Raw genomic sequence first — 3479 nt, 5'->3', positions numbered from 1 at the left:
CGAGCTGGCCGAGCGCGATCAGCGGCTGGTCGCCGAGCTGAGCAGGCTGACCGAGCAGGCCGTGCGCGGGCAGTGGCCGGTCGATCCTGCCGAGGTCGGCGGCGGGGGCGGCTGGCAGCAGGCCGAGCGGGCGATGAACGAGCTGACCGACGCGCTACTGCGACCGGCCGGCGAGCTCGTGCGGGTGCTCGGCGCGGTCGCCGAGGGCGACCTGACGCAACGGATGTCCCGGCGGGCCGGTGATCGCGCCCCTGGCAGGCTCGGCGACCTCGCCGGCACCGTGAACAACCTGCTCGACCAGCTCTCGATGTTCGCCTCCGAGGTCGGCAGGCTGGCCGCGGAGATCGGCACCGAAGGCAGGCTGGGCGGGCAGGCGCAGGTGCCCGGCCTGCTCGGGACCTGGCGGGACCTTTCCGACTCGGTGAACCGGATGGCGGCCGACCTCACCGGCCAGGTGCGGGACATCTCGCAGGTCGCCGCCGCGGTCGCCCGCGGGGACCTGAGCCGCCGCATCGTGGTGCCGGTCTCCGGGGAGATGGGCGAGCTCAAGAGCACCATCAACACGATGGTCGATCAGCTCTCGGAGTTCGCCGACGAGGTCACGCGGGTGGCCCGCGAGGTCGGCAGCGAGGGCAAGCTGGGCGGGCAGGCGCAGGTGCCGGGAGCCGCCGGGACCTGGCGGGGGCTGACCGACTCGGTGAACCTGATGGCCGACAACCTCACGGCGCAGGTCCGCAACATCTCGCAGATCGCCACCGCCGTGGCTCGCGGCGACCTGAGCCGCAAGATCGACGTGGACGCCCGCGGCGAGATCCTGGCGTTGAAGGACACGTTGAACACGATGGTCGATCAGCTCTCCGCGTTCGCCGACGAGGTCACGCGGGTGGCCCGCGAAGTCGGCACCGAGGGCAAGCTGGGCGGGCAGGCGCGGGCCGCCGGGGTCGCGGGGACCTGGAAGGACCTCACCGACAACGTCAACCTGATGGCCGACAACCTGACCGCGCAGGTGCGCAACATTTCCGCGGTCGCCGCGGCGGTCGCTGGCGGCGACCTGACCAAGAAGATCACCGTGGAGACCAAGGGCGAGGTCGCGGAGCTGGCCGCGACCATCAACGGGATGGTCGAGACGCTCGGCGCGTTCGCGGACCAGGTCACCGTGGTCGCCCGCGAGGTCGGCACCGAAGGCATCCTCGGCGGGCAGGCGCGGGTTCCGGGCGTGGCCGGGACCTGGAAGGACCTCACCGACAACGTGAACCTGATGGCGCGCAACCTCACCAACCAGGTGCGCAACATCGCCCAGGTGACGACCGCCGTCGCCGAGGGCGACCTGTCCAAGAAGATCGACGCGGCCGCGCAGGGCGAGATCCTGGAGCTCAAGACCACCATCAACACCATGGTCGACCGGCTGTCCGGGTTCGCCGCCGAGGTGACGCGGGTGGCCCGCGAGGTCGGTACCGAGGGCAGGCTCGGCGGCCAGGCCGAGGTCACCGACGTCTCCGGCACCTGGCAGCAGCTCACCGACAGCGTCAACCGGCTCGCGGGGAACCTGACCACCCAGGTGCGCGCGATCGCGTCGGTGGCCAACGCGGTCACCACCGGCGACCTGACGCGGCAGATCACCTTGGAAGCCCGCGGGGAGGTCGCCGAGCTCACCGAGGACGTCAACGCGATGATCTCGAACCTGGCGGCCACCACCCGCGCCAACGAGGACACCGACTGGCTCAAGACGCACCTGGCGCGGATGTCCGGGCTGGTGCGCGGGCTGGGTGAGCTCTCCGCGCTGGCCTCGCTGACCATGCGCGAGCTGGTGCCGCTGGTTTCCGCGCAGTGCGGCGCGTTCTACCTGGCCCGGACCGGCGACGACGTGCCCGGTGGGGTGGTGCTGGAGCGCGCCGGTTCCTACGGCTTGCCGTCCGATGGTGTGCCGGAGCGGTTCGAGCTGGGCGAGTCGCTGGTGGGCCAGGCGGCGATCGATGGCCGCACGATCGTGGTGCGCGGCGCGCCGCCGGAGTACCTGCGGATCAGCTCCGGGCTCGGCGAGGCCGCGCCCGCGGCGGTGGCCGTGGTGCCGGTGCTGTTCGAGAACCAGGTGCTCGCGGTGCTGGAACTGGCCTCGGTGCACGAGTTCAGCGAACTGCACCTGGATCTGTTGCAGCGGTTGCAGGAGACGCTGGGCGTCGAGGTGAACACGATCGTCTCCAACACGCGCACCGAGGAGCTGCTGAGCGAATCCCAGCACCTGGCCAGCGAACTGCAGGCCCGCTCCGAACAACTGGAGCAGCAGCAGGAGGAGCTGCGCCGCTCCAACACCGAGCTGGAGGAGAACGCCGCGCAGCTGGCCGCGCGCAACCGGGACATCGAGATCAAGAACAGCGAGATCGAGCAGGCCCGCCAGCAGCTGGAGGAACGCGCGGGCGAGCTTTCCCAGGCGTCGGCCTACAAGTCGGACTTCCTGGCGAACATGTCGCACGAGCTGCGCACGCCGCTGAACAGTTCGCTGATGCTGGCCAGGCTGCTGGCCGACAACGTCGACGGCAATCTCACCGAGCAGCAGGTGGACCTGGCCCGGACCATGCACGGCGCGCTCACCGATCTGCTCGGCTTGATCAACGACGTGCTCGATCTGTCCAAAGTGGAAGCCGGGCACATGGCGGTGCTGCCCGCGGACACCGAAATCGCCGCGCTGGCCGGGCATCTGGAGTCGTTGTACCGGCCGCTGGCCGAGGAGCAGGGGCTCCAGTTCGCGGTCGAACTCGCCGACGAGCTGCCCGGCACGCTGCACACCGACCAGAGCAGGCTGGAGCAGATCCTGCGCAACCTGCTGTCGAACGCGCTGAAGTTCACCGAGCAGGGTTCGGTGCGGCTGCGGATCGCCCCGGCAGGGCCGGGCGCGCCCGGATCGCTGCACGGAGTTCCCGGTGTGCTGGCCTTTTCCGTGCGCGACACCGGAATCGGCGTGCCCGAGGGAAAACTGGAGCGGATCTTCGAAGCGTTCCAGCAGGGCGACGGGACCATCGTGCGCCGCTACGGCGGAACCGGGCTGGGGCTGTCGATCAGCCGGGAGCTGACGGCGCTGCTGGGCGGGGAACTGCGCGTCAGCAGCGAATCCGGAGCCGGCAGCGAGTTCACGCTCTACCTGCCGCCGGAAACCCCGGAAGGCGGTGCGCAGGAGCCGCGGGACGTGCCGGAACAGCGCGGTCCGGTCCCGGTACCGGACCGGTCGGCGGCGCCGACCAGCGCCGAGGTCAACTACGACGTGACCGCGGAAGGCATCGACCCGCCGATGCTGGAGTGGGAACCGGGCGGGGTCGGGGCGGGCGAAGACGCCGATGCCGCCGACGGCGACGCACCGCCGGAAACCGCCGTGCAGCGACCGCTGCTGCGCTTCCAAGGGCAGAAGGTGCTGGTCGTCGACGACGATCCGCGCAGCGTCTACGCGCTGAGCGCGCTGCTGGAGCAGCACGGGCTGCGCGTGGTCT

1 protein-coding gene is annotated in these 3479 nt (G+C 70.9%); it reads left to right on the top strand.

The genetic code is table 11. The features are described 5' to 3' along the window. Positions 1-3479: HAMP domain-containing protein (locus tag IJH84_RS25340; RefSeq protein ID WP_295149842.1), on the top strand; the 3479-nt coding region annotated here is incomplete at both ends.

Origin of the sequence: Saccharopolyspora sp. (genome assembly GCF_017434145.1) — a bacterium.
GTDB lineage: Bacteria > Actinomycetota > Actinomycetes > Mycobacteriales > Pseudonocardiaceae > Saccharopolyspora_C > Saccharopolyspora_C galaxeae.
This window is presented reverse-complemented; position numbering and strand designations above follow the sequence as displayed.